Origin of the sequence: Paenibacillus sp. tmac-D7 (assembly GCF_006519665.1) — a bacterium.
GTDB classification, from domain to species: domain Bacteria; phylum Bacillota; class Bacilli; order Paenibacillales; family NBRC-103111; genus Paenibacillus_G; species Paenibacillus_G validus.
The window spans coordinates 87,167-107,711 of sequence record NZ_VIDW01000012.1 but is presented as its reverse complement, the minus strand read 5'-3'; the positions used below and the strand labels follow the sequence as shown (position 1 = coordinate 107,711).

General features: G+C 52.1%; 15 protein-coding genes. All 15 read left to right on the top strand.

Annotated features, from left to right (window positions below):
• Positions 1-777: 777 nt before the first annotated feature.
• The 15 genes from FKP33_RS11070 (at position 778) to FKP33_RS11000 (ending at position 20,512) form a co-directional block, all read left to right on the top strand.
• Positions 778-1,983 carry a HupE/UreJ family protein gene (locus FKP33_RS11070; protein WP_141335029.1) on the top strand — a complete coding sequence of 402 codons (1,206 nt, stop codon included), beginning with the start codon at positions 778-780 and terminating at the stop codon, positions 1,981-1,983.
• Positions 1,984-1,997: 14 nt separating this feature from the next.
• Positions 1,998-2,933, top strand: coding sequence for a lamin tail domain-containing protein (locus FKP33_RS11065; protein ID WP_181410119.1), 936 nt, complete (start codon positions 1,998-2,000; stop codon positions 2,931-2,933).
• Between the two features lie 29 nt (positions 2,934-2,962).
• Positions 2,963-5,638 (top strand): lamin tail domain-containing metallophosphoesterase family protein, encoded by a 2,676-nt coding sequence (locus FKP33_RS11060; protein ID WP_181410118.1) that lies wholly within the window; start codon positions 2,963-2,965, stop codon positions 5,636-5,638.
• Between the two features lie 87 nt (positions 5,639-5,725).
• Positions 5,726-7,663 (top strand): S-layer homology domain-containing protein, encoded by a 1,938-nt coding sequence (locus tag FKP33_RS11055; protein ID WP_258313434.1) that lies wholly within the window; start codon positions 5,726-5,728, stop codon positions 7,661-7,663.
• 253 nt (positions 7,664-7,916) lie between these two features.
• The gene (locus FKP33_RS11050; RefSeq protein ID WP_141335021.1) at positions 7,917-8,933 is read left to right on the top strand and encodes a LacI family DNA-binding transcriptional regulator; all 1,017 of its coding nucleotides are present in this window, start codon (positions 7,917-7,919) and stop codon (positions 8,931-8,933) included.
• Positions 8,934-9,079: 146 nt separating this feature from the next.
• Positions 9,080-10,402 (top strand): ABC transporter substrate-binding protein, encoded by a 1,323-nt coding sequence (locus FKP33_RS11045; protein WP_141335020.1) that lies wholly within the window; start codon positions 9,080-9,082, stop codon positions 10,400-10,402.
• 94 nt (positions 10,403-10,496) lie between these two features.
• Positions 10,497-11,798 carry a carbohydrate ABC transporter permease gene (locus FKP33_RS11040; protein WP_141335018.1) on the top strand — a complete coding sequence of 434 codons (1,302 nt, stop codon included), beginning with the start codon at positions 10,497-10,499 and terminating at the stop codon, positions 11,796-11,798.
• An 11-nt stretch (positions 11,799-11,809) separates the two neighbouring features.
• Positions 11,810-12,637 (top strand): carbohydrate ABC transporter permease, encoded by an 828-nt coding sequence (locus FKP33_RS11035; RefSeq protein ID WP_127608410.1) that lies wholly within the window; start codon positions 11,810-11,812, stop codon positions 12,635-12,637.
• Between the two features lie 33 nt (positions 12,638-12,670).
• Entirely contained in the window at positions 12,671-14,017 is a 1,347-nt protein-coding gene (locus FKP33_RS11030; protein ID WP_127608411.1) for a sulfatase family protein, read from the top strand.
• A gap of 346 nt (positions 14,018-14,363) precedes the next feature.
• Complete coding sequence (locus FKP33_RS11025; RefSeq protein WP_230876057.1) at positions 14,364-14,942, top strand: TetR/AcrR family transcriptional regulator; 579 nt, start codon at positions 14,364-14,366, stop codon at positions 14,940-14,942.
• Between the two features lie 48 nt (positions 14,943-14,990).
• Entirely contained in the window at positions 14,991-16,001 is a 1,011-nt protein-coding gene (locus FKP33_RS11020; protein ID WP_127608412.1) for an ABC transporter permease, read from the top strand.
• Positions 15,994-16,878: an ABC transporter permease gene (locus FKP33_RS11015; protein ID WP_127608413.1), complete on the top strand. Its 885-nt coding sequence runs from the start codon at positions 15,994-15,996 to the stop codon at positions 16,876-16,878. Before FKP33_RS11020 ends, FKP33_RS11015 begins: the two co-directional genes overlap by 8 nt.
• 5 nt (positions 16,879-16,883) lie before the next feature.
• On the top strand, positions 16,884-18,494 hold the full coding sequence (locus FKP33_RS11010; protein WP_141335016.1) for an ABC transporter substrate-binding protein: 1,611 nt from the start codon (positions 16,884-16,886) through the stop codon (positions 18,492-18,494).
• Positions 18,495-18,558: 64 nt separating this feature from the next.
• Positions 18,559-19,545 (top strand): ABC transporter ATP-binding protein, encoded by a 987-nt coding sequence (locus FKP33_RS11005; RefSeq protein WP_141335014.1) that lies wholly within the window; start codon positions 18,559-18,561, stop codon positions 19,543-19,545.
• Complete coding sequence (locus FKP33_RS11000) at positions 19,529-20,512, top strand: ABC transporter ATP-binding protein (RefSeq protein ID WP_141335012.1); 984 nt, start codon at positions 19,529-19,531, stop codon at positions 20,510-20,512. Before FKP33_RS11005 ends, FKP33_RS11000 begins: the two co-directional genes overlap by 17 nt.
• Positions 20,513-20,545 lie beyond the last annotated feature (33 nt).

Here is a 20,545-nt window from a genome sequence, read left to right as displayed (position 1 = left end):
GTCGTATGAAATGCAAGAGGAAGTCAAACCGTCGGGTACTGTTGAGCCTTTTAAACGGGGCGGATATCGTTCGCCTCGGGGAAGCTATAATCCCGGGATCGGGAGCCCCGGCCGTACAACTCCTGCTAGACCGGATAATGCGGTACGTAATCCAGCGCCTCCGAGAACGACGCCATCTCCGCGAACCGGTTTTGGTGGATTTTTTGGCGGACTATTCGGTGGATTAGCTTTGGGGACGATTCTAGGATCACTGTTCAATCCATTTGCCGGTTTTTCGCTCGGGTTTCCTTTGCTTTCACTGCTAAGCCTCGCTTTATGGATCGTTGTTATTTTTACCGTCGTTCGACTAATTCGCAAGTCACGGCGCAATGGATATTAATTTTACAACCGCTCACCGTCAAGGAACCCGAAAGGGCCCTTGCGAATTATTAGGTCAGTCAGAAACTTCTGATTGGCCTATTTCCTTTGGTGCTTTAAATTGGGAGAAGGGTGTACCCCCTTAGAGAAACCTGCGGGTAACATCTAGCGTGTTGGCGTGCGGTCGTAATAATGGGATGGTATAGGGAGTTGATCCCCTTGCCCCGTTCAACTGCATGAGTCATGCCCAGTTGCTCTTCATTTGAAGGGCTTTTTGTCGTGAGGAATCGATTTTTGTCGGTTCTTCATAATTTCTTAACGCTGCGTTAACATCGAGCGAACATAAATGACTACAATTTAATTAATGAACCGCCTGCTGCTAAAGAGTTGGACACAAAGAAGGGAGGTTGATCATGTTAAATGATGCTCGCGAATAGGTACGGTCCCATTTACCGTAGAGGGCTGGCGGCTGTTGTTCTGCTGTTGGCGATGGGTTTGGGGCTATTTCTTCCGCCCGGCGCGGAAGCGCATTTCACCTTTACCGGGTATTCGGATATCACCGTCAAGGAACAGGAGCTTCAATATTTGCTTTCCTTTGGCGAGCATGATCTGATGGAAGCGCTCAAGCTTGATCAGGACGGGGACGGAAAGCTTTCCGAACAAGAATTAAGCGATGCGTCGGAAAGCTTGAAGGCATTTGTGAACGACGGACTGATTGTGACAGGGGACGGCAAGGTCGGACAAGCCGCGATCAAACAGGTAAAGAAAACGCTGCGGGCCAAAATGCCAATGGTCGAACTCGATTTGGTGTACGCGTTTCCCGGCAAGGTTGAACGCTTTCAGGTGCAGTACGGGTTCTTTTACAACGGAACGAACTCGGACCATCGAAGCTTCGCAACGATTCTTCTGGGTGGACAAACCGTCACTCAGGTGTTGAACCAGAACAACGCCATCCTGCAAATTCAAGGCTCTTCGCAGACGCAGGAGAGCGGGCAAGCGGGGGCGGCAGAGGAGAAGACAAGCTTCAAAGGCGTGCAGCCGGCCTCGCAAGGCACCGCTTCCAACCCTTGGTACCTGACGCTCATGGAGTACGTGCGGATGGGGATGGAGCACATATGGGGCGGGGCCGATCATCTTTTGTTCGTCGCCGGTCTTATTGTTGCCACGCGAAACCGGAAGGAGGTCGTCCGCCTAATTACGGCTTTTACCGTGGGTCACAGTGTGACCTTGGTTTTGGCCGCATTGGAGTTGGCCTCATTGTCGCCGATTCTTGTCGAACCGCTCATCGCCCTTAGCATTGTATATGTAGCGATGGAGAATCTAAATTGGACCCGGAAGATCCCGATGAACCGGACGACGCTGACGGCGCTGTTTGGACTCGTTCACGGCTTCGGGTTTGCCGAGATATTGCAGGGAACGCTGGCCGGTCACATTGCACTGCCCTTGTTCTCCTTTAACCTTGGGGTAGAGCTCGGTCAGCTTGCGGTGGTAGCGATTGTGCTTTCCTTGCTGTGGGTGTTTCATCGAAGCCTGAAGAAAGCCTACGACCGCTGGCTTCCAGGCGCCTCGGGTTTGATCGGCTTATTCGGCGTCTTCTGGTTTATCGAACGCGTATTTTCAATATAAAGGAGAAGCGAATGGTGAGAAGCATACGTAAGTTGTTGAAAACATACATATCAGCCGTGGCGGCTGGCAGTTTGCTGCTAAGCTGTTTGTCACCCTTTGGACCGGTTGCTGCAGTTGCGGCGGCAGAGTCGAGCGCGCCGGTGCTGCTCGTGACGGAAATTCATCCGAATAATACGGGGGATGACGATTACGAGTTTATTGAAATCTATAATAACTCTGATCGGACGCTTAAGCTAAACGATTATTCTGTTAGGTACTATTATCCCTCAGATGGATCTATGATTCCGTTCCAATTCCCTGAGGTGTCGCTGCCCTCTGGGCAAACGGTTGTTCTCTGGTACAACAAGAGCGCGAAGACGGTCGCAGACTTTAACTCCAAGTACGGAACGTCGCTTAACCCCGATCAGATCGCAGAAATTACCGGGACCGGTTTTACCGGACTGGCGAACAGTGGCAGCCGCGGCGTGGTCATTCGAGACGCGGCCGCCAACGAGATCACAAAAGCGATCTACGTCACAGAAGACATTGGCACCGGATTAGGCGTTTATTATAGATCTCCACTAGCGGGAACGGAACAAGCGAAGCTTGCCGTCCTGCAGGCGCCGACGCCAGGGACGCTTTCCCCCGGTCAGGTTCCGGATACTCCGGTGCACCTGCCGGATAACGAGCCGCCGGTCATCACGCACACGCCGGTAACGGCTGCAAATGTGGAGAACGATGTAATCATCACGGCAAGCATTACGAATCCGGAGGATACGGTCGCTGGGGCCACCTACAACGATATTGTAACGGCGGCGGTATACTATAAATCGATTTCGGAACCGACCTTCTTATCTGTACCGCTTGTAAAAATGACGGGTACCGACTTCAGCGCAGCGATTCCTGGAACAGAGCTGAAGGAGGCGCAGCTTCAGTACTATATCAGGCTAAGGACAGCGCCAATACTGTAAAAACAGATACGTATACGGTGCAGATTGCAATGCCGGATATCGACTTCAATGCGCTGCCGCCGTTAATGGTTACCGAGCTTGTGCCCGATTCGACGAACGTAGGGTCGGCTGACGGGTATGAGTTTATCGAGATTTATAACAACTCCGACAAGGACGTTAACTTTAAAGATTATAAAATTTATTATCGTTATACAGACTCCGGTCCGGACGCCGATGTCGTTTGGCCGACGGACGTAGAGGACTTCATCCTTCCAGCTAAGCAAACGATGGTATTCTGGATTATCAACGCGCAGAACCAGTCCAAAACCGTCGCTGATTTTAACGCGATCTATGGCACGAATCTGCAGGAAAACGTGAACATCATGAAGATGCGCAGTGACGGGATGGCCAACGGTGGCAAGCGGGGCATCGTCATTGCCACGAACACCCACAAAGAGATATCGGTTGCGCTCTACGACAACGACGAAGAAACGAAGGCGAACAAAGGCATCTTCTATAAGTACGCCGCCAACGGCGCCGCTACGATGATCAAGTACAGCGCGGGTCTGGAAGCGGCGACGCCGGGTACGGTAGCCGGCCATCAAGTGCCGCTCCTTCCGGTGATGCTGCCTGTGGATACGACAGCACCGACGATTGAAGTCTTGACGGGAAAAACGGAGGTGGAGCAATGGCAGGATGTCGAGCTCGTTGCGGATGCCAAGGACGATCAGGGCGTGAAGACGGTAGCGGTCTTTTACAAAACGGATCAGCAGTCTGCGTACACCAAGCGTTACCTGAAAGAGAGCTTCAGCGATACGATGTATCATCACAAGGTCTTTTCGCCAGAGCTGATCGGACGGACTTATGTTGACTATTACTTTGCAGCTTCAGACGGCACGAATACGACTACAAGCCCGACGTATCGACTGCTTATTACCGGAGGCTTGGATACATCGCCGCTTCGAATGAACGTGAAGGACGGAGACACGTTATCTGGCCGGTACTTGTTGAAGACTACGTCGCAGTCGGCCGCCCCGAGCGAGCTGAGCGTCGCGATTGATAACGAGCCGGCCGCCCCTGCAAGCATTGCGCTGGAGAATGAGGCGTATTTCGCCTTTGATGTGACCGCGGTCAATTATTGGTTCAAAAATGCGGTGACCGACGGGCAGGAGATTCTGTTCACGTTCGATGATACGATTAATGATTGGACGACGTTAACCGTTCCGATCAACCCGGACCGTTTGGAAATCGGGGATAATGTCCTTTCCATTCGGGCAGGCTCCAAAGCCTCGCCGTTTGATACTCGGCAGGAAGAAAACAAGGACGATTTCCAGGTGAAGAACATTCGCCTTGTTCTCGCTGACGGAACGGAGCTGTATGATGACCGTTATACGGACCGCGAGCAGGAAATCAAGATGGGGGACAGCAGTGGCAGATTCCCGGTGATCGATTTCAAGTTCCACATTACGGAGGAGAAGTTTAGATCAAAGGCTTATGAATGGGATACGACAAAGTGGGCCGACGGAAGTTACACCGTCAAGGTTATCCAATCGGGAGGCGGGGAACGCACGGCCACCGTCAATGTGGACAACACGGCTCCATCCATTCAACCAACGGTGGTAGAAGGAGAGACGTATAAAGGACCGTTTATCATTGATGCAGCCGTTAGCGATGCTTCATCCGGTTTGGAGAAGGTGGAGACCCGGCTCGACGGCGCGCCTATTACGTTCCCGTATGCCACCTCCTCTTCCAAGCTGCAGCCCAGGGAGCATACGCTGATCATTCAAGCCAGCGATAAGGTGGGGAATCGTTCGGAATCCAAGATTACCTTCTTTACGCCTAACGAACACCCTTCGCAGCCGGAACTCATCGCGCCGCAGCAGGGCAATGGAACTGCTAAGACCGACGTATCCCTCGCCGTGAAGGTGACCGATCCGACCGGTGATGCCATGAAGGTTTCGTTCTACAAGGGCTACGCGTATGGAGGCGGCGCACCTGGAAAGCTCGCAGGCTATCGGAATACGGTCGATTACGAGCCGCCGAAGCAGCAGGTTCCGGCAGGAGAAACAGCTTTTGGTGAAGCGGACTATATGGCGATTGCGGCCAAGGACGGACAATATGTAACAACGGACAGCGACACGCAGTTCCCGTACCAAAGGTTCCAAGTGCAGCTGGATCCGTCGGTGAAAGCAACCGATACCGTTGAGCTGAAGTGGCAGGGAGCTTCGCTGGAAGGACGCAAAGTAACCATGTACGCATGGGATGAGACCAAGCAGGAGTGGGAGAAGCTTGCCCAACATGTGGCGGGTGCAGAGGATTTTGAGCTGTACGCGACATTCGAAGCCGGGAAATATGCCCGCTCGCACACCATCGATGTGCTGATTCAGGACGAAATCCCTCCTACGCCCGACGATTATGATTATTCCTTCGTTTGGATGTCGGATACGCAGTATTATTCCGAAAGCTATCCTCATATCTATGAGGATATTGTGAATTGGATTGCGGATAAGAAGGATGAGATGAACATTAAATATGTCATCCACACCGGCGACCTGGTTGATGAAGCGGATAAACCGATACAGTGGCAGCGCGCTTTGGACGATATGGCGGTGCTGGAGAAGGCAGGCGTTCCTTATGGGGTGCTTGCAGGGAACCATGACGTGGATCATAAGCTGGGCGCTTACGATCATTATTGGAATTATTTCGGCGAGGACCGCTTCAAGTAGCAGCCGACCTTCGGCGGGTCGTACGATAACAACCGAGGGCATTATGACCTCATATCGTCCCACGGCAACGATTTTATCGTGCTGTATATGGGCTGGGGGCTTGGCGACAAAGAAATCCAGTGGATGGACGATGTGCTGAAGCAGTATCCGGACCGGATGGCCATCTTGAATTTCCACGAATACCTGCTGGTGTCGGGCAACCGCGCGCCGATTGCCGATAAGGTGTTTGAGCGGGTCGTAGTACCGAATAAAAATGTCATTGCCGTCTTATCCGGGCATTATCATGACGCCGAGCTGCTGGTCGATGAAATCGATGACGACGGAGACGGCGTCAAGGACCGGAACGTATATCAAATGCTGGCCGATTATCAAGGCGGCCCCGAAGGGGGACAAGGATACATTCGGTTAATGCAATTTGATACGGATAACAATAAGCTCAATATTAAAACCTATTCCCCTTATTTGGACGATTACAACTATTACGATCCCGTGGAGTATCCAAACAAGGACGAATTTACGTTAACGCTCGATTTGCAGCCGAAGAAGAAGCGCGTAGCGACCGATTACATGGGCGTTAATGTGTATACGGATCAACGGATTGGCCAGGTGGAGCAAGTCGCGAGCGGCTCCAAGGCTGAAGTCGTCTGGAACCGTCTCCCGGCGAAGACCCTGCAGCAGTGGTACGCTGTCGCGGAGGATGATTTCGGCGGCCGCAGCGTCTCCGGGATTTGGAATTTCAAGACGGGACCAAGCAGCAATTCCGACGATGACGAAGAAAATAATGTCGGTCATGTTGGCTCTGGCCCGCAACAGCCTGCGGGACAACAGCCTGCGGGAGAGCAGCCCAAGCCGGACGAGGACGGCCGTCTGACCGTGAAGCCGACTCGGGAAGGAGCTGCAGCCAAAGCGGAGCTGAAGGCCGAGGAGCTCCATAGCGCATTCATACAGGCGGAAGCGCGAACGGACGGGCAGAAGACCGTTACGGTTAAGCTCGATGCCGTAGAAGGGGTACGGACATATGCGTTGGCGCTCCCGTCGGCAGCGTTGATGCAGGATAATCCATCCCGGCGCATCGAGATTGTGTCGGCCGTCGGTACTGTTGTGCTCCCCGGCAATATGCTGACGGGACGCAGCGACAATTCATCCACCGTCACTTTAACGTTAGGCGCTGCCGATCAAGGCCGCTTGAGCGAGCAGGTCCGCGCGTCAGTCGGTGACCGTCCGGTTATTGAGCTGGAGATGAAGGACGGCGACCGGACGCTGGCTTGGAACAACCCGGATGTGAAAGTGAAGGTATCGGTTCCGTACAAGGCAACGCCGGAGGAAAGAAGCAAAAGCGACCATCTGGTCGTCCTGTACATGGATTCGGAGGGTCAGGCCCATGTGATAGCGAACGCCAAATACGATCTGGCTTCTGAAACGATCGTATTCGAGACGACCCACTTCAGTACGTACGCCGTTGCTCTGGTATTCAAAACGTTCGACGACTTGAACGGTCTCGAGTGGGCGAAGCGGCCGATCGAGGCGCTGGCCTCCAGAGACATCATCGAAGGAACGTCCGAGAAGCAATACTCGCCGGCCAAACCGATCACCCGGGCGGATTTTGTAACGCTGCTGGTCAAGACGCTCGGACTCGAGTCGAAGCAAGCGGCAGAAAACTTCAAGGATGTGCAGCCCGGGGATTATTATTACGAAGCGATCGCGGCTGCAAGGAAGCTGGGAATCGCCGAGGGCTCGGGCAACGATACATTCAGACCGAACGATCCGATTACCCGGCAAGACACATTTGTCCTAACCGAACGGGCGTTGAAGGCGGCGGAAGCGCCGATAATTAGCGGTGCGGCTTCGCTCGAAACGTTCGCCGACGGGCAGCAGATTGCCGATTATGCCAAGGAGGCTGTCGCGGGCATGGTGAAGGCTGGACTCATCGAGGGGAGCAATGGGCGCGTTGAACCGCTGGCGAATATAACGCGGGCCGAAACCGCCGTGCTCATGTATCGAATCTTTAAGAAAATAACCGAATAAGCTAAGGAATACAGCGTGTCCTCCGGTAGGACGCGCTGTATTATTTTTTCTTGCCGCCCGAAAGATTTCTTGAATTCCGCAAATTTTTTCAAAAAAATCTTGATATTCATATAATACCTAGTATAATACTCGGTATAAGGATTGAGTTCATATCAAATTTCCCGTTGGTTATCAAAAAAGGTATGGTGGAGCCGGAGCGCCTTTGATATAATGGTCATGAAAAGCTTTTCATGACAAATGACAGGTGAATCCGATGAAATCAACCATAAGAGATGTAGCGCGTATGGCCAACGTTTCTATTAGCACGGTATCCAGGGTATTGAATAATCCGGATCTGGTGGCCAAAGATAAGCGGGAAAAGATTTTGGAGGCGATCGAGCAGCTAAATTATACCCCTAACGCCTTGGCACGGGGGTTAATTCACAAAAGAACGCAGACGCTGGGGGTCATCATTCCGGACATCTCCAACTTATTTTATGCAGAGGTCATCCGCGGGATGGAAGATTCGGCGCATGAAAGCGGAAATAACCTGATTATTTGTAATACGGTTAACGATCAAGCTCGTCGATTGGCAAGCGTGAAGGTGTTAAGCGAAAAGCAGATCGACGGGATCGTCATTACAAGCGAGCCGATTTATCCGGACAGCTATGAACTGTTCCGGCAGTTGAATATACCGATTGTTTTGGCTGCCACGCATAGCTTGGAATACGAGATCCCTTCCGTAAGAGTGAACGACGAGCAAGCTGCGTATGATGCGACGGAGTATCTGATTCGCAAGGGACACAAGCGCATCGGCATGATTAGCGGGTCTACACTTGATCCGATATCCGGATTGCCGAGAATTCAAGGATTCATGAGAGCACTGCGGACACATGGTCTGGAGGCTGCACCGGAAATCCGCATTGAATATGCGAACTATCACTTTGAAGAAAGCTACGAGGCCATGAAAAAGCTGTATGCGAAATTCCCTGAGCTGACAGCGGTCTTCGCTTCAAGTGATGAGAGAGCGCTTGGTGCGATATCTTATCTGCACGAGAACCGGATTCAAGTGCCTGAGCAGGTTTCGGTCATCGGCTTTGACAACACGAGAATGGCGGGCATGAGCTACCCGAAGCTGACCACCGTTGCCCAGCCGTTGTACCAAATGGGGTTTCAAGCGGTCCGGAAGCTGGATCAGCTCATCAACGGCAAACAGCTGGATGAGCTGCGCACGTACATGTCGCATTGGATTGAAGAACGGCATTCCGTGAGAGATATCAACATCAATTAGATGAAAAACCAAGTAAGCTAAAGCTCACGATAATCTGAAAAGCTTTTCAGCAAACGTTTTCATTTGGGTTGAAAGGGGTGATACACTTCTGCACGCCGCTCGATAGCTATAATTTCCATGCTCAAACCAAATAGGAGGCCAATCATATGTTGAAAAAAGCTCTGAGCACAACCCTTGTATTCTCGCTGGCAGCTGCTGCGCTGTCCGCCTGCGTTGGATCGAATCCTCAAGACCAGGCACCTGCCCCAAGCAGCACGCCTAACGCTCCGGCTGCAGAAAATAAGCCGGCCGAGAAGGTAAAGATCGTATTCAGTCAGGGGGCCGACCAAACGGAAGGCACGAAGAAGCTGGTCGCCGCCTTCCAAGCGAAGTTCCCGAACATCGAGGTGGAAGTACGCGATTTCCCGAACGACTCCTCGCAAATGCATGATCAGCTTGTTACCATCCTTGGCGGTAAATCGGCTGAAATCGATGTGATCAATCTGGACGTCGTTTGGCCTGCCGAATTCGCCCAAGCCGGTTTCCTTCTTCCGCTCGACCGGTTGATCCAGGAGGATAAGGTCGACCTCACTAAATATCTGAAGGGCGGCATCGACGCAGGCTATTTCAACGGACAACAGTGGGCACTTCCGCGTTATAACAATGCGGGGCTGCTATATTACCGCAAGGATATCGTGAAGGAAGTTCCGAAAACGTGGGATGATCTTCTCAAGCAAGCGGAGGCGTTGAAGGGGCAAGGCGGCACCAAATACGGTTTCGTAACCCAAGGGAAGCAGTATGAAGGGTTAACGGTCGGGTTTACGGAGCTCGTCAGCGCCTACGGCGGTAAAATTATCGACGACAAAGGCAATGTAACGGTGAATAGTCCGGAAGCTTTGAAAGGGCTGAAGAAGCTCATTGAGATTCAAAAATCTCAGTCCGTACCAGCCAATTTAAACACCTTTACCGAGAAAGAGACGCTGAATGCCTTCTTGGAAGGCAGCGCGGTGTTTGCCCGTCACTGGCCGGCGTTGTACGCACAGGCCAACGATCCGAAGCTATCCAAAGTTGCAGGCAATGTCGGTATTGCAGCGCTTCCGGCCGGTGACGCCCGTTCAGCAGCAGCTCTTGGCGGCTGGTTGGCGGCTATCAACAAATATTCCAAGCATCCGAAGGAAGCCTGGGAGTTCCTGAAATTTGCGGTCAGCCCTGAAGGGCAAAAAATCATTGCCGTCAACAGCACGCAAACGCCCACATATTTGTCTCTGTTTGATGATGCGGAGGTACAAAAAGCGAGTCCGTTGTTCGCGAGCCGCGACTTTGTCAACGGTCTAAGCAGCGCGATCCCAAGAACAATTACACCGCAATATGCCAAAATTTCCGGCCTGATTCAAGTCGAGGTATCCAAAGCGATCGCCGGGGAGCAAACACCGGAGCAGGCGCTGAGCAACTTGGAAAGCCAAATCAAGCAAGCTATTGGCAGCAAATAAACACATAATGAGTCTACAGCCTTCAAGGCACACGACTCTTCATTCATTTCGATTCTCGATATAGCTGTGACCGAAGGCGGTGTCTTTCGAAAATATGTTTAAACGAACGGCGTTTACCAAAGAGGCTCGGGTGGCTTACCTGTTGATTATGCCGGCCGCCTTGCTCATCTGTGCGATTGCCATCTGGCCGGTGCTGCGCTCCTTCTGGATCAGCTTATATGACATCCGGCTCAATGATCCGACAAAGTCGGAGATTCATGCGGAGTATGCCCTGAATATGGAGAAGTATACGGAGACCATGCCGATACTTCTTAGAATTCTTGGGGCGGAAGCTGCTGAAGGAGGAGCGGTTAAAGATCGCCTGGAGCCGCTGCGGCAGCGCGCGGAGGAGATGAAGAACGAACTGGAGGCCGATCCGGCCTTTAAAGCCAGATATGAGAAGATTGATCGTCTGCTATTCGATTTTCAGCCGGTGCCGGAAGAGCTGAAGTACTTCGAGCTGGACCGGGAATTGGCGTTGAAGCTGAGGACGGAGCTCGGCGAGATGCTTCAGATCTTAAAGCAAGTGAAAGAGGAGGGCTTGATGAAGCGCCCCGACGATCCCATAGGGCTCATCGGGGCGCTAATGGGGACCTTCATGGAGCCTAACTTTGTCGGCCTGGGCCATTATAAGCGATTTATCGCGGATCCGCGGTTATGGCAATCCATTGGAAATACCTCTTTATTTACGGTGTGCGCTGTATCGATGGAGATGCTATTCGGTCTGTTGATCGCCCTGCTTATCAACCGCTCTTTTCGAGGCCGGGGGCTCGTACGGGCAGCCGTTCTTATTCCTTGGGCGACGCCGACCGCGATTTCCGCCATGATGTGGCAGTTTCTGTACGACGGACAGAACGGCGTGATTGCCAGGCTTTTTACCGAAATTGGCTTGATCTCCGAAATGAGTACGTTGCTATCGACGAAAGCGGGAGCGATGTTCTCGATCGTGTTCGCCGATACATGGAAAACAGCTCCTTTCGTAGCACTGCTGCTGCTCGCCGGGTTGCAGACGATATCCGGGTCGATGTATGAAGCGGCTCAAGTGGACGGTGCGACGCGTTGGAAACAGTTTGTTCATATTACGCTGCCTTCATTGAAAACAACCTTCCTTGTCGCGCTGATGTTCCGTACGCTGGATGCCTTCCGTGTCTTCGATCTCATTTATGTGCTGACGGGGGGCGGCCCGGCGAATTCGACGGAGTCCATTTCGATTTATGCTTACAAAACGATGTTTGCCGAGCTTGATTTCGGAGCCGGCTCCGCGTTGTCTGTCATTGTGTTTTTGTGCATAGCCATCATCTGTATGATCTTTGTGAAGCTCTTGGGCGCTGACATGGTCAGCAAACGCGGAGGTTAGGAGGGGAAACCATGGCGAAAAAATCAGGTCTGCTTTTTTATGTCGGCATAACCATTTTTATTGCAGCGGTCATGTTTCCCTTTTTCTGGGTATTCCTGGCCTCCGTGAAAGAAACCGAGTATTTATATGGGCCGCATGCGTTCGATGTGATCGTGCCGGGCTACACCTTGGACAATTACGTGAGCGTCTTCGTCAACCATCCGTTCGGCCGTTACCTGTTGAACAGCTTGACGGTAGCCGGTTTGACGATGCTTTACAGCCTGTTTGTCGCGTCTTTTGCGGCGTATGCGATTGCCCGTCTTCAATTTTTCGGAAAAACGTTCTTTTTGGGTGTGCTGCTGGCGGTTTCCATGTTTCCGCAGATCGCTACGATTTCCCCGATTTTCCTGTTCATGCAGGCTACCGGGCTGCGCAACACGTATTTGGGACTTATTATTCCGTATACGACTTTTGCGCTTCCGTTATCGATCTGGTACATGACGACGTTTTTTCAAAAAATTCCGTATGAGCTGGAGGAAGCGGCCAAAGTGGACGGCGCCTCGATCATGCAGACGTTCCGCAAAATATTGCTGCCATTGGCAGCGCCAGGATTGTTCACGACGGCGATCATCGTGTTTGTGGACGCTTGGCACGAATTTTTCTTTTCTCTAACAATCAATACCAAAGAAAGCATGATGACCGTTCCAGTCGGCATTGCCATGTTTCAAGGAGAATTCACCTTCCCTTGGGGGGAAATTTCCGCCGCTACCATAACCGTGACGGTGCCGGTCGCGATCCTGGTGCTTCTGTTTCAACGGCAAATCGTATCCGGCTTAACTTCAGGCGCCGTAAAGGAATAATAGCTCGTGCAGCGATATAAAGAGGAGAGCGACATGAAAAAACCAAACATTCTGTTTATGATCTCACACGATACCGGACGTTATTTAGGCTGCTACGGTAAAGGGGTGGAAACGCCCGCCATCGATGCGCTTGCAGAGAAAGGGGTTCGCTTCGACAATTACTTTTGTCCGGCCCCGCAGTGCAGTCCGAGCCGCGCAAGTATTCTTACCGGCCAGTATCCGCATAATAACGGGATGCTCGGTCTTGCACATTTGGGCTTTTCCATACGACCCGAGGTCACGACCTTACCGAAGGAGCTGCAGAAGCTGGGATACGAAACGGCGCTCATCGGCTTTAGCCACGAAACGATCGGCGAACCCGACAGCCGGCTGACGTCCTCGACCTACAAGCTGGGATATGAACGTGTGGAGCCGGTGCCGGGAGATCGTGGACCTCAAGTAGCTGAGCGGGTTGTACAATATTTGCAGGAAAAGGGTGCCTCTGCCGAGGGGAGACCGTTTTTTGCGTCGGTCGGTTTTTTTGAGACACACCGTGATTTTGACGAGTATGAAGCGGTGAAGGACCCCGCGGATCAAGTGACTCCGCCCCCATACTTACCCGATCACCCTCAGGTAAGAGAGGATTTTGCGCTGCTTCACGGTTCGGTGAAAGTACTCGATCAGAGTATCGGCCGCATTCTTCAAGGTCTGGAAGAAGCCGGTTTAAGTAAGGACACGCTGGTCATTTATACGACGGACCACGGGATTGCCTTCCCGCGGGCGAAGGGAACACTTATGGACGCCGGCTTGGAGACGGCCCTCGTCATGTATTACCCGGGTCTGATCGAAGGCGGGAAGGTCGTAAAAGAACTGCTCTGCAACGTGGACTTGATGCCAACGCTGCTTCAGCTCGTTGGCGGAGACATTCCGCAAGAGCTGGACGGGACAAGCTTCCTCGGATTGTTCAAGCCGGAAGCCAGCGCTGTAAGCCGTGACCATTTCTTCGCGGAGCTGACCTGGCATGACTTGTATCATCCGATGAGAGGTGTTCGTACGCAGCAGTACAAGTATATCCGCAATTTCGAGGACGGCCCTTCCGTGTACTTGCCGCTTGACATTCATCGGAGCTTATCCGGCGAAATCGTGCGGGACGATTATTACGTTCCTAATGCTTTAGAGGAGCTCTATGATTTGGAGGCAGATCCGTTGGAGCGTCATAATTTGGCTGCAAATCCCGACTACGCGAATGTTCTTCACGAGCTGCGGGGTAAAGTGGATGCCTGGATGAAGGAAACGCAGGACCCGCTGCTATCCGGCCGCGTCGCGGGATGGCCGGCCCCGGAATGGCAGGAGCAATTGGATAACGGCTCGGCGTATGCTTCGGAGAAGCGTTCGAAATGATCGCCATGAAGGGATAGAACGTACGTTACATGTGATTGCTCAGAAGCTGCGAGTCAAGCTCTATTGGGTGGTTCATTCTCTGGAATGAGCCTGCCTGATAGGGCTTTCGCCAGTTGCCCCCATAAATTTCATGGCATCAACAACAGTATCCGGCGACAAGCCTGAGCTTTCCGGATGAGACAGATGAGGGATGAAAATATTAGTATTGACAAATTCCGAGTAAGTCTATAAGATATAAAATTATATAAAACTGACTGACTAGTCAATCTTGAAGGAGTGTGTATTTGTTATTACCAACGATAACGATAAAAGTGCTTCAAAGCGGGATCTGCGCCGGGAACAGCTTTTGGCAATTGCGGTCGAGCGGTTTGCCAAGCATGGGTACCACAATACGAAGATATCCGATATTGTAGCCGATGCCGGCGTGGCGCAAGGAACGTTCTATTGGTATTTCAAGAGCAAAGAAGCGATCGGTCTGGAAATCATACGTTCCGGCCGGGAACGGCTGCTTCAAGTGATTGCGAAAGGCTACCGCAGCCAAAGCGGTTCCGTTTCAGAGATGGTCGAAGGCTCGCAGCGTCTCTTGAAGGATATTTTTCAATTTGCCGATGAAAACCGGTATTTTATGGAGCTGCTGCTAACCGGAGGTGAGGATGAATCGATTCGAAGAGCCTCTAAGGAAACGCGTATCGACATGGAGGAGGCGTTCAGGCGCAATATTGAAAGAGCGACTGAACTCGGGATGCTGCCCGGGTCAATGAATTTGCATATGCGTGCGGCACTATTAGTGAGTCTCATCGAAGGAGTTATAGCCCGTTGGCTGTTCGGACCGATCCATCCGAATTCCGACTTGGCACGCCTTACGGCGGAAGAACTGGCGGCTGAGACGGTGCGATTCGAATTTTTCGGCTTATTAGGGATCTAAGCAAATGAAGGCCCCTATTAATAGCCTAATAAGGAGGATAAGAGGGACTTGCTGGTATACTCGCTCCGGCGTTTAACAATGATGGTTCCTAGTCTCATCGGGATTATCGTAGTCACCTTCATCCTGACACGGGTACTGCCGGGGGACCCGGCTTTGATGATAACCGGTGAGCAGGCGCTTCCCGAGTTTGTGGAGAAGGTGCGTGAGCAATACGGATTTAATCAGCCTTTATATATCCAATTTTGGGAGTATATCAAGCAGCTGGCCCGAGGAGATCTCGGATACGCTTGGCATACGGGACATTCTGTGGCTTCCGATTTCGCCACACGGTTTCCCGCTACGCTCGAACTTACACTTGCCAGCATGGTGATCGCACTTATGGTTGCCATACCGTTAGGCGTCTTGGCTGCTGCCCGAAAAAATTCCGTGATTGACCATTTCACGCGAATTCTCTCCTTGATAGGCTCCTGCATGCCGATTTTTTGGCTTGGCTTGCTGCTGATCAGCCTGTTTTATTCGAAGCTTGGCTGGCTGCCCGCGCCGGTTGGCCGAATCAGCGGGGATATCAATCCGCCGACGCATGTAACCGGATTGTATGTGATTGACAGCTTGCTTAGCTTGGATATGGTGGCGCTGAAGGATTCCCTCCTTCATTTGTTGATGCCGGCTTTTTGTTTAAGCTTAGGCACGATGGCCATTGTGACCAAAATGATTCGAGCCAGCATGCTGGACGTCATCAAGCAGGATTTCATGAGAACGGCGAAAGCCAAAGGCTTGTCGGACGGTGCCGTCATTGCCAGGCATGGACTTATTAACGGCTTAGTACCGACCCTAACGGTAGTCGGGCTTCAGTTCGGATATCTTCTCGGCGGAGCGGTGATCACCGAAACGGTTTTCGTCTGGCCGGGTGTAGGCCAATACGTCACGGAATCTATTCTGGCGGCCGATTACGCGCCAATCCAGGCGATAACGCTGATCAGTGCCGTGTTATACGGAATTTTGAATCTAATAGTAGAGCTTTGGTATGGGGTGCTGGATCCGAGGGTGCGTTATGAATAAGCGAAAGCAAGCTATCGTCGTCATAAATCATGTATTGAACAACAGGTTAACGTGTATTGGACTGATTCTTGTACTCGTTTGGGTCGTGCTGGCCGTGCTGGCGCCTTGGGTCGCTCCTTATTTGCCTAACGAGCCTCAAACAGCAGATAAGCTGCTGCCGCCGAATGCTGCGCATTGGTTTGGCACGGACAATTATGGCAGAGATATATTTAGTAGAATTGTATATGGTGCTCAAGTCACCGTATGGACAGGATTCGTCTCCGTCGGCATCGCTTTTTTTATCGGAGTTCCGCTGGGAGCCATCGCCGGCTATTTTGGAGGGAGAAGCGGAAATATCATTATGCGCATCATGGATACGCTGCTTGCGTTTCCTTCGCTCATCCTGGCTATGGCCATTGCAGCTTCCATTGGTCCAGGGCTGTTCGGAGCGCTGCTGGCGGTCGGCATTGTCGGTATTCCTGAGTTCGCGCGACTGATGTATGGACAAACCGTCGTGATCAAGGAACGGGAATTTATCGAGGCTAGCCGGGCCTTAGGCGTCAGACATAGCGCTATCTTGTTCGGTCATATTTTTCCTAACGCATTCGCCCCGTTGCTGGTGCAGGTTACACTCGGTCTGGGATCCGCCGTACTGACGACCGCCAGTCTAAGTTTTCTTGGGCTGGGCGTACGACCGCCGACCGCGGAATGGGGGGCGATGATTTCCCACGGGCGCGATTATATCATTTCCGGCGAATGGTGGATGACGGTATTCCCCGGCATAGCCATCGCTACTACGATTCTCGGGTTTAATCTGCTTGGGGACGGACTGCGGGACATACTCGATCCGCACTCTCGTTCCTCGAAGGATAATAAATTCAGAGCAAAGAAGGAGTAGAGAAAATGAAACCAAACAAGCTTATTATGATCATTTCAGCAATATTAATTCTGGTGCTGGCGGCAGGCTGCACGAATAGCGCGAATCCGAAGCCGGGCGCGAATAACTCCGGGCAGCCTCAAGCTGGCGCGAATAACGATACGCCCGCTGCGGGTCAAACGATAACCATCGCCTACTCCCAAGGTGCAGGTCAAACGATGGATCCTCATGAAGCGGCAGATTTGACCTCGGCCTCCTATGCGTTTGCCTTGTACGATCAGCTGGTAACGAGCGGCACAGAAACCAAAGACGGGAAAACCGTAGGCCGTACGGATCAGATCGTGCCTTCCTTGGCTGAGAAGTGGACGATCTCCGACGATAAGAAAACTTATACATTCGTGCTGCGCGACGGCGTGAAATTCCACAGCGGCAACCCTGTGAATGCCGATGCGGTTGTATTCTCCTTCAAGAGACTTCAAAGCAAGGGCGAGAGCGGCAGCTTGTATAAGCTCTCGAACATCGAATCGTTTAAGAAAATCGATGACAAAACTGTAGAATTTAAGCTTGCGGCACCGAACCCGCTGTTCTTGAAATATTTGGCGACCTTTACCTTCTCGGTCGTTGATCCATCCGTCGTTGAGGGCAAGCCTGACGGTTATTTAACCCAGAACTCGGCAGGCTCGGGCGCATTCACCCTGGAGAAGTGGGACCCCGCCACGGAAGCCGTATTCGTAGCGAATAAAAGCTACTGGAAGGGCGCTCCGAAGGTCGACAAAGTGGTGGTGAAGTACGTAAAAGAAGCGTCGAACCGAGAGCTTTTCCTGGAAAAGGGAGATATTGACGTCGCTCTGGATATTCCGGCCAAGGATGTGGGGAGCTTATCCAAGAAGGATAACCTGGTTATCAGCTCCGAATCGACAAACCGCATCGTATATATGGGAATGAACGCGAATTTCAAGCCTTTTGACAACCTGAAGGTCAGACAGGCGATCAATTACTTGATTAATCAGGACAAATTGCTGCAGGATGTTGTCTTTGGTCAAGCCTCCAAGATGACCAGCTCCATCTCAAGCAAGTCTCCTGCTCATACCTCTGAAGGCTATGAATACAAGTATGATGTGGAGAAAGCCAAATCCTTATTGAAGGAAGCCGGCTACGAGAAGGGCTTTACGTTCGATCTGACCATTTCCTCCGCGACACAGGATTACGAGGATATTGCCGTACTGCTTAAGGCTGAGCTGGAGAAGGTCGGAATTACGTTGAATATTAATAAAGTGGCGCCGGCACAATACCGGGAGCTGACGACCAAAAAGTCGGTGCCTGCGTTCCTTGGCAAATATACGTCGCTCGTGAACGACCCGTCGTACCATTACGGATTTTTGCTGGACAGCAAGGGCGCTTCGAACTATGCTGCTTATAACAACCCTGAAGTCGACAGCCTGCTGGCTAAGGGCAATTCCGAGACCGATGAAGCTAAGCGCACTGCGATTTACAAGGAAGTTCAGAAAAAGATCACGGCCGATTCCCCATGGGCTTATCTGTACGAAAGCAATCTGATTGCAGGCTTCAATAAGAACGTGAAGGGGTATGTATTCTATCCGGATGAGATCATCCGATTTGCCTCGCTCTATAAATAATAAACAGGCCCCCGATTAACTTCGGGGGTTTTGCCGGACTTTACTCGTTACACGGGAGGCGAATATGACTAAGCTTTTGGAGGTTTATAACTTAAGAACGGAGTTTGCCGCCCCGTCGGGCTCGGTACGTGTAGTGGACGGTATCGATCTGTATTTGAATTCAGGAGAAACGCTCGGAATAGTCGGAGAATCCGGCAGCGGAAAAAGCATCACTTCGCTCTCCATCATGCGTCTTCTCCCGGAACAAGCCGTGATTACGGGAGGCGACATTCGCTTACAAGGACAGAACCTGGCGCAGCTGCCTGAGTCCGAGATGAGGAAGGTTCGCGGGAACCGGATCGCCATGATCTTTCAAGAGCCGATGACGGCATTGAACCCGGTGTTCAAAATCGGGAGACAGCTGGAAGAGGCGATACGGCAGCATTCAAACAAAGATAAGAGAACAGCCCGCAAGGAAGCAGTCTCTTTGTTGAGAGATGTGGAAATTTCGGCGCCTGAACAAGTGGCCAAGCTTTATCCGCACCAGCTGTCGGGAGGAATGCGTCAACGGGTGATGATAGCGATGGCTATGGCATGCAGCCCGGAAATATTAATTGCCGATGAACCGACGACAGCGCTCGACGTCACGATTCAAGCCCAAATCCTGGACCTGATGCGTAGGCTCAAGCGGGAGCGGGGCATGGCGATCATGCTGATCACGCATGATTTAGGCGTTGTCGCCGAGATGTGCGACCGGGTTTCCGTGATGTATGGGGGGCAAATCGTCGAGGAGGGAGACGTCGCGAGCTTGTTTCGGGAGCCGAAGCATCCTTACACGGTGGGGCTGTTGAAATCGGTGCCCCAATTCACGGGCGGCGAAAAGCGCCTATACTCGATTGCCGGACAGGTACCCCATCCTTCCGAATACCCGAAGGGCTGCCGTTTTGCGGAGAGATGCCCTTCCAAAATCGATATTTGCGAGATTGAGGAGCCGGGCACGTTCGACTTTGGAAACGGCCACCGGTGCAAATGTCATCTGTACAGGAGGGATACGCATGCCCCCGATGCTTGAGGTACGTGATTTGAAAAAGCATTATCCCGCTCGGAATGGAATATTCCGTAAAGGAGCCGGTACTGCTAAGGCGCTCGACGGCGTTTCCTTGTCCATTGAAAAAGGAGAGACCTTCGCGGTCGTCGGAGAGTCGGGCTGCGGCAAAACGACGTTTGGCAAAACGATCCTGCGATTAATAGAGCCGACCGCAGGGAGCATTCGGTTTGACGGCACGGATATCACCTCATTAGGCCCGGAGCAGCTGCGTCAGCTGAAAACCGACATGCAGATTGTTTTCCAGGATCCGTACGGTTCGTTGGACCCCAAGTGGACCATTCAACGGACGCTGGAGGAGCCGCTTCGCACCCATTTGAAATTATCCGCTCAAGACATCAAGGCCAAGGTCGGCGAGATGCTGGAAGTCGTCGGATTAAATTCGCATCACGCTCTTCGATATCCGCATGAGCTGTCCGGAGGACAACGGCAGCGTATCGGCATTGCGCGGGCTTTGATTCTTCAGCCCAAATTCGTGGTTCTTGACGAGCCGGTTTCAGCTTTGGACGTATCCATACAAGCCCAAATTCTGAATTTGATGCAGGATCTGCAAAGCCGTTTGTCGCTCACCTACTTGTTCGTTTCTCATGATTTGTCGGTCGTTCGATTCATTAGCGATCGGGTCGGCGTCATGTATTTAGGCAGAATGGTAGAGATGGGGCCCACGGAGGAGCTGTTTGAGCGCCCGCTTCATCCTTACACCCAAGCGCTCATCTCGGCGATCCCCGAACCGGACCCGGACAAGCGCAGGGAGCGAATTGTGCTATCCGGGGATGTTCCCAGCCCGCGCAATCCTCCTTCGGGATGCGCTTTTCATACCCGTTGTCCGCTAGTTAAGCCGGAATGCAGGAACATACAGCCCGAGTGGCGGATGGTTGACGGGAACCGTTATATTGCTTGTCACTTATATGAGAAGAACAACAATTCCAATTGATTACCATGATCTCACAGGAGAAAGCGGGTTTTA